5 protein-coding genes and 1 pseudogene are annotated in these 6,530 nt (G+C 70.0%); 2 read left to right on the top strand and 4 right to left on the bottom strand.

The features are described 5' to 3' along the window. Nucleotides 1-1,238 (top strand): DUF4982 domain-containing protein (locus UK23_RS17050; protein WP_045312530.1); only part of this gene is annotated, 1,238 nt, incomplete at its 5' end. Nucleotides 1,239-1,286: 48 nt separating this feature from the next. Continuing rightward, nucleotides 1,287-1,964, top strand: coding sequence for a DUF1345 domain-containing protein (locus UK23_RS17055; RefSeq protein ID WP_045312531.1), 678 nt, complete (start codon nucleotides 1,287-1,289; stop codon nucleotides 1,962-1,964). On the opposite strand, the gene UK23_RS17060 is transcribed toward UK23_RS17055, so the two are convergent. From UK23_RS17060 to UK23_RS17075, 4 genes and pseudogenes are all read right to left on the bottom strand, one after another. Continuing rightward, entirely contained in the window at nucleotides 1,956-3,413 is a 1,458-nt protein-coding gene (locus tag UK23_RS17060) for a glycoside hydrolase (protein ID WP_045312532.1), read from the bottom strand. The genes UK23_RS17055 and UK23_RS17060 overlap by 9 nt on opposite strands. Nucleotides 3,414-3,423: 10 nt before the next feature. Next, nucleotides 3,424-5,325: a DUF2264 domain-containing protein gene (locus UK23_RS17065; RefSeq protein WP_045312533.1), complete on the bottom strand. Its 1,902-nt coding sequence runs from the start codon at nucleotides 5,323-5,325 to the stop codon at nucleotides 3,424-3,426. Beyond that, the gene (locus tag UK23_RS17070; RefSeq protein WP_231114532.1) at nucleotides 5,322-6,329 is read right to left on the bottom strand and encodes a hydroxyacid dehydrogenase; all 1,008 of its coding nucleotides are present in this window, start codon (nucleotides 6,327-6,329) and stop codon (nucleotides 5,322-5,324) included. The genes UK23_RS17065 and UK23_RS17070 overlap by 4 nt, the downstream gene beginning before the upstream one ends. Beyond that, a pseudogene (locus UK23_RS17075) lies at nucleotides 6,326-6,530 on the bottom strand (carbohydrate ABC transporter permease); the annotation flags it as partial. The gene UK23_RS17070 and the pseudogene UK23_RS17075, both read right to left, overlap by 4 nt.

Here is a 6,530-nt window from a genome sequence, read left to right on the forward strand (position 1 = left end):
ACACGGCCGGGTTCGCCAAGGACTTCTACCACCTGTTCCGCAGCCAGTGGAGCAGCGAGCCGATGGTTCATCTGCTGCCGATGAACTGGACGGACCACAAGCCGGGCGAGCAGGTTTCCGTGTGGGCGTACAGCAACGCGGACACCGTGGAGCTCTACCTCAACGGGAAGTCGCTGGGGGAGCGGAAGTTCGACGCGAAGACGACGGTGAGCGGCGCGAGGTACCTGGAGACCACGGAGGCGACCGGCGACGACAAAACCGTCACCACCGGCCCGTATCCCGGCAGTTACACCAGCCCGAACGGCAGTGCGGGCAAGCTGCACCTGACATGGTCGGTGCCGTTCCAGCCAGGACGACTCGTGGCGGTCGCGAAGAAGAACGGTGTCGAGGTCGCGAAGGACGAGGTGCGCACCGCAGGGGAGCCATATGCAGTGCGGATGACTCCGGACCGGCGGGTGACGAAAGCCGACGGCAAGTCGCTCACGTTCGTCACCGCCGAGGTCGTCGACCGCGCGGGCGTGGTCGTGCCGGACGCGGACGACCTGATCTCATTCGAGGTCCGCGGCGGCAGCCTGGCCGGGCTGGACAACGGCCGCCAGGAGAGCGCGGAGAACTACCAGGCTCGGTCGCGCACCGCGTTCAACGGCAAAGCCCTGGCGATGGTCCGATCCGGACAGTCATCGGTCATCACGGTCACAGCGCGCGCCGACGGTCTGCGCACAGCAGCCACGACGGTGGTGGCGACCGGTGGACGGCCTGGCCTCCCGCCCGTGGTGGCTCCCGCCCCGGCGCCCCGTCCGACCGCGGCACCGGCGGCTGATGCGAGCTACTCGGGCACCCGCACGACGATCCCGGCCGCGATGCTCGACGGAAACGTTTCGACGTACTGGTCGAACTACTACCTCAAACGCGCCACGGCCTTGCTGCCCGCGGTGAGCCGGGCGCACGCGATGGACTGGGTCTCGCTGCCGGTGACCGGCGATCGCGAGGTCAGTTCGGTGCGGGCCACGTTCCTGGCCGACACGTCACACGCTCTGCCGGCCTCCGTCGTGGTGTCGTACTGGAACGGTCGCGCGTTCGTACCGGTGCGCGACGCGAAGGTCCAGTGGAGCGGGAACGACGTGAGCATCGGGTTCACCCCGCTGAGCAGTGAGCGCCTCCGCCTCGACCTCACCAGCGCCGCACCGGGGACCGATCACGGTTTCCTCGGCGTCTCGGAGGCGGTGGCCGGACGATAGGGCGGGTCCTGTCGCGACGGCGGGTGTCATGTCGTACCTTCCAGCTTCATGCCGGAAGATCTTCCGACCCGCCCGCCGTCCGACGACGGCTTCGTCCTGGCGAGGGCGAAGTTCGCGACGGTGATCGCGGCCGGTGCCGCCGCGGGGCTGGCGGTCTCGTTGAGCGGGCACGCGGAGTTCGGGCCGCTCGTCGGCTGGGACGTGGCGACGCTGGTCTACCTGACCTGGGTGTGGCTGCTGATCTGGCCGATGGACGCCGAGGAGACCGCGCGGCACGCCGTGCGCAACGATCCCACGCGCACCGTGACCGAGATCGTGCTGCTGCTCGCGGCGACCGCGAGCCTGGTGTCGGTCGGTTTCGTGCTCGCTCGGGCCGCGCAGACGACCGGTGCGTCGGAACTGTTGCGCGTGGGGCTCGGCGTGCTGTCCGTGGTGCTGTCGTGGATGGTCGTGCACACGATCTTCACGTTGCGCTACGCCCGGCTCTACTACTTCGACGTGGACGGCGGAATCGACTTCAACCAGCCCGAACCGCCGGACTACGGGGACTTCGCGTACGTCGCGTTCAGCATCGGCATGACGTTCCAGGTCTCCGACACCTCGCTGTCGACGCGCGACATCCGCCGGACCGTGCTGAAGCACGCGTTGCTGTCCTACCTGTTCGGCACCGGCGTGCTGGCCACCACGATCAACCTGGTGGCCAGCATCAGCACCACGTCAGGCTGAGACCCCGTCGAGCTGGAACGTCTGCACCTGACCCGCCGCGAACGAGGCCCGCAGCAGCTTGCCGTCCAGCCGGACGTCGGTCCGTTGCGCGTACTTGTCGCTGCCGGTGGTCGTCGAGGTCGACCACCTCGTGATCAGGCCGGTGGGCAGCGCACTGAACCTGCTGAGGTCGAACGTGATCGTCTGCGTCGAGGTCGCGGTGTTCACGGCCACGAGCACGAGCCTGCGGGCGGCGGGATCGTAGGCCACGGCGGCGTTTCCGGTGGAGGCCGAGATGATCCGCATGCCCGGCCTGATGTGCCGGGTGAACTGCGCCAGCACGTAGAGCTTCTTCTGCACGGCTCCTGCCTGCAGGGTGTCCGGGTTGTAGGCGATCAACGCCCACTCCGGGGTCGGGTCCATGACCTGCCAGTAACACCACGCCGTCGGGTGCAGCCAGCGCCAGTCGAGGCACAGGTTGGTCGCCAGTGAGAGGCCGGTGCCGTCCCTCTCGCCGGTCTCGGAGTTCCACAGCACCTTGCCTGCGGCCTTGGCGTCGGCGTAGAGGAGGTCACGACGGCCGCTGGAACCCTGGTAGCCGTGCACGTTGATCTGGTTCACGACGGACTTCGTGGTGGCGTCGAAGGAGTTCCACGTGCTGCGCGCCACGTCGTAGTTCGTCTCGTCGGACGCCGAGATCCGGGTTCCGGACAGGCCGCGGTTGTTCAGCTCTTCGCGCAGGTGCTGCAGCACGGTTCGTTGCAGGGACGGGTCGAAGTGACAGCCCTCCTGCTTTCCGGTGGCGGACCAGTAGTTCGAGGCGGGCTCGTTGAACGGGTCCACCGTGCGGAACGAGACGCCGAAGCGGTCGCGGAACTGCTTCGCCACCTCGGCCAGGTAGGCGGCGTGGGTTCGGTTGTTCCACGACTGCAGGTTGTTGCTGTTCGCGTTGGCGGCGCCGGACGGGTTGTGGTTGACGCACATCCACCACGCGGGCGAGTTCGAGAAGAGCTCGGTTATCGCGCCTCGCTGGGTGGCTTTGACGACGGACGCGCGTTGTTTCGCGTCGGCGCCCCACTGCCACGAGTTCGGGTCGGTGACGCGCCAGTCCTGCCAGAAGGTCTCGATCTGCTTGAACCGCGGGATGTTCGGCGAGGCGACCATGCGTTCGCCGTCGACGTCGTTCCAGCTGCACGCGCCGAGGTTGTAGCGGGCGATGTTGAGGCCCAGCCCGGGCAGCGCGGTTCCGTTGTAGGTGACGGTCTTCGTGGTGAACCACAGATCGGCGAAGTCGTCCCGGTCGCCGAACACGTTGGCCCACCAGGCGAGCGACGTGCCCCAGCCTTCCCACGTGCCGTAGCTCGTGGTGGGGTCGATCGCGATCGTCTGGTCCGCGCTCGCCTTGATGCCGAACGCTGTCGCCGCGATGGCGGCCGCCGTGCCGGACAGCACTGTCCTTCTGGTGACCATCGGGTGCCTCCTAAGGATTTGGCAGGGTGATCCTCGTGTCCAGTCCGTCGCTCCACCGCAGCACGATCTCGTCGGCGCACCCGGTGAGCAACGGGTTGGCGGCGGCTCCGCGGCCCCGGTCCAGGCGCACGGCCGCGGCGAGCACGTCACCGCGGGTGACGCGGCCGGTCGTGGCGAGCCAGGGGGTCGCGACGTACTTGCCCAGCGGGGATGTGCCGGTACCGGTGTGGACGCCGGCCTGGTCGAATCCGCGCAGAGCGCAGAGCGACGACCGAAGGCGCTCGGCGGAGACCACGACCTCCGGCCGTGCCGCGGTTTCGGCGTGCGGCCTGAGGTCGGCGGCGACGGGCCAGCCGGAGAGCCGCAGCCGGGCATCCGTGTCGCCGTCCACCCGCACGAAGCGGATCTCCACACCGCTGCGCACGACCGAGAGCACCAGCACGGGAGGCCCTTCGACGATGTCGCCGCCGCGGCCCGAACCGTGGTCGGGGGAATGGTCCGCGCTGGTGTCGACCCAGCGCACCGGTCCGTACGACGCGCCGGCCACCACGTCGCCCGGAAGCGTTTCGACGAACAACGTCCGGAAGCCCGCGCGGTGGCTTGCCGCACCTGAGGAGTCGAGCAGCACCACCGAGTTGTCCGTGGCGTCCGGCATGGTTGCGGTGGAGTAACCCAGCCGCGCGTACAACGGCGAGTCCGTGCGCTGGTCGCCAGGCAGCGCGTGGTCGGTGCCGTGGTTGACGGTGGTGACGATGCCGTCGGCGCGGCGGCCAGACACCAGCCAGCCCGGTGCGGCGATGACGCGGGTGAAGTCGTGCGTCTCCACCGGCAGCGGGCGTTCCACGTCCGTCCACACGGGATGGTCGGCGGGCAGTGCGAGGCCGAGCATCCCCTTGGCGGCCCAGTAAGGCGAGCCGGGGCCGGAGTAGGCCTGCCGGATCGGTGGCCAGCTGCCGTGCCAGCCCAGCGTCAGCACCCCGTCCGGTTCGAGCGCGCCGTGGTCGACGAAATGCCGCAGCACACCGGACGCCGCGCGCCGGAGCAGTCCCGGCTCGGCCGCTCCGGTGAGCGCGCCCACCCAGAACGGTGCCGCGGCGGCGAACCGGTAGGTGAGGCTGCGGCCCTGCATGAGCGGCGACCCGTCGGCGCCGGTGAGCGCCACCGCGTCCTCCAGGTACCTGCTCAGGTCGTCGGCCCACGTGCGGCGGGTTTCCTGCGAGCACAGCGAGTCCGGCACGTCGAACAGGTGCGTCCACAACAACGGGTACAGGTGCAGCGCCCAGCCGGTGTAGTGGTCGAACGCGCGTTCCTCGCCATCGCTGAGCCATCCGCCGGGACGCCGGAACGACGCGTGCACGGCCAGGTCCTGCTCGAGATCCTCGGCCGACCACTTGCCGCCGGCCTCGCGCAGGAACGACTCGACGACGATCCGGAACCACACCCAGTTGATCGGCGGGTACGGCTGGCCGACCACGGTGCCGAGCCAGTCGAGGACCCTTTCACGCACACCGTCGTCGAGGTGATCCCACAACCACCGTTTGGTCAGCTGCAGGACCAGCGCGATCGACGCGGCCTCGACCTTGGCCTGCCCCAGCACGTCCGGGCGCGGCCAGGCCTCCGGCGAGTGCGGATCGGTACCCGCGGCCAGGCCCCACGCGTACCGCTCCAGCAACGCGGGATCGCCGCCGCCCGCGACCCGGAAGCCGGCGAGCAGGAACGTGCGGGCGAACCCCTCGAGCCCGTCGGAGACCACGCCGTAGCGGCTCGGCTCGCCGGGCAGGTCGATCCGGGCGCACCGCGGTGACCAGTGCCGGTTGACAGCGTCGAGCAGATGGTCCGCCACCGCCTCCCAGTGCGCGCGGGTCCAGCCCGTGCGCGGCGAGAGGCGGCGGTCCTCCGCCGGGAGTCTCATGCCTGCACCGCGAGTCCCTGCCGTGTCACCGGTTCCAGCGGCGACTGCCCGGTGACGTAGCGCTCCAACTCGTCCAGCGCGGCAGCGGCCATCAGCCTGGTCTCCGAACCCAGCGAACCCGCCACGTGCGGGGTGATCACCACGTTCGGCAGGTCGTACAGCCGCGACCACGCGGGCAGCGGCTCGGGATCGGTCACGTCCAGCACGGCGTGCAAACCTCCATGCACACAAGCCTCTTCCAGCGCCGCGGTGTCCACGAGGGACCCTCGTGCCGTGTTGACCAGCGTGGCGTGCTGGGGCAGCGAGGCCAGCTCCGCCGCGCCGATCAGGTGGCGGGTCTCCGGCAACGAGGGCGCGTGCAGGGTCAGCACGTCGGCCTGGGGGAGTGCCTCAGCCAACGTGACGACCTCGGCACCGGCCGCCCGCACCAGCGACGGGTCCACGACCGGGTCGACCACGAGCAACCGGCCGACCTGGAGCCGCCGCAACAGTTCCACGACCCGCCTGCCGACGCGGGAGAACCCGACCAGCACGATCGTGCGACCGAGGCCCGACAGTTCGCCGCGCCGGTCGCGGTAGCCCCAGTCCTCGCGGAACCGGCGGGCGTCGGCGGCCAGGAACGGCACCTTCTTGAACGCCCAGAGGATCGCCGCCACGGTGTACTGCGCGACCGGTTCGGCGTTGACGTGCGCGGCCGTCGTGACCAGGATGTCGCGGTCGAACACCTCGTCACCGACGTGCGCTCGCACGCTGCCCGCCGCGTGCAGGGCCGCGCGCAACCGTGGCGCGGCCGACAGCACGTCAGCGGTGATCGGCGGACAACCCCACGACGTGATCAGCACCTCCACGGAGGCCAGCCGGCGACGGACGGCGGCGGACGAGAAGTCCGCCGCCACCAAGGGGTTCCCGAGCGTCGCCAGCCTGCGCAGCCGTTCCAGCTCGCGCGGGCCGAACTGCAGGTCGGCGACGTCCGGGCTCATCGCGAGCATGACCTCGGGCCTCACTTCACGCTCCCCGCGGCGAGGCCCTTGCGCCACTGCCGGTTGAGCACCAGGAACGCCACCACCAGCGGCAGCACCGCGAGCAGCGACCCGGTGATCACCAGCGGGGTGTACTGGGGGAACTGGGTCTGGCGCGTGCTCCACTGGAAGAGCCCGAGGCTGACAGGGAAGAGCTTCGGGTTGGTCAGCAGGACCAGCGGCAGG

Origin of the sequence: Lentzea aerocolonigenes (assembly GCF_000955955.1) — a bacterium.
GTDB lineage: Bacteria > Actinomycetota > Actinomycetes > Mycobacteriales > Pseudonocardiaceae > Lentzea > Lentzea aerocolonigenes_A.

What these genes read in the sequence shown, in the direction of transcription:
- UK23_RS17055 (WP_045312531.1), top strand. Translation starts at nt 1,287, where the DNA reads ATGCCGGAAGATCTTCCGACCCGCCCGCCGTCCGACGACGGCTTCGTC.
- UK23_RS17065 (WP_045312533.1), bottom strand. Translation starts at nt 5,325, where the DNA reads ATGAGACTCCCGGCGGAGGACCGCCGCCTCTCGCCGCGCACGGGCTGG.
- UK23_RS17060 (WP_045312532.1), bottom strand. Translation starts at nt 3,413, where the DNA reads ATGGTCACCAGAAGGACAGTGCTGTCCGGCACGGCGGCCGCCATCGCG.